The sequence below is a fragment of the Vibrio sp. Y176 genome (assembly GCF_033438945.1).
In genome coordinates this window covers 1-786 of record NZ_JAWOQS010000370.1, presented here as the reverse complement: position 1 = coordinate 786, position 786 = coordinate 1, and the positions used below count along the sequence as shown (strand labels likewise).

Annotated in this window: 1 protein-coding gene; it reads right to left on the bottom strand. The window is 42.5% G+C overall.

Annotated features, from left to right (window positions below):
• A partial coding sequence (locus R7O13_RS26135; RefSeq protein ID WP_318305109.1) for an NAD(P)-dependent oxidoreductase occupies positions 1-623 on the bottom strand: 623 nt, incomplete at its 3' end.
• Positions 624-786 lie beyond the last annotated feature (163 nt).

Sequence of the window (786 nt, the reverse complement as noted above, 5' to 3'; positions counted from 1 at the left end):
ATTGGACAGTGAAGAGAGATAACATCTGCATTGGCGTAAATCTCTTCAAGAGAGCAGTATCGTGCTCCCATTTCTAAAGCCAGAGGATTTTCGTAAGGGTCGTAGCAAAGCAGTTCCATCCCTAAGCCTTTAAAGATTCGCATCGTGGCGATACCAATCTTGCCTGTGCCGATAACGCCAACGGTTTTGCCGAAAAAGTTGAAGCCAACTAATCCTTCTAAAGAGAAGTTGGCATCACGGGTGCGTTGATACGCTTTGTGGAGACGACGATTCAAACACATCATCAAACCGACGGTATGCTCGGCGACCGCTTCGGGAGAGTATGCAGGCACTCGCACAACTTGAAGGCCAAGCTCTTTAGCCGCTTGTTGATCTACTTTATCGAAGCCAGCACAACGCATCGCAATGAGTTTTGTTCCACCCAAAGAAAGTTGTTTTAGAACGGGAGCAGAAAGATCATCATTGACGAAAGCGCACACCACGTCACAACCGTGCGCCATTTTTGCGTTTTTTTCGGTGAGTCGAAAGTCGTGATAGTGAAATTCGAAGTCGCGATTGTTCTTAACTTTATTAAAAGAGGCTTCGTCGTAGGATTTTGCACTAAAAAAAGCAATGTTAATCATAGTTCCCTCCCAAAAAGTATGGGTTTTATAAATAAATCTACTTATAAAGTAATGCAACTTAGGCCTAATGAATAGTGAAATCTTTGCTTAAATTTCAGTAAAATCAAGATGCGATTAGCACCGTCTTTTTTACGTCTCAACGTTATAATCAGATTGCTTTGTG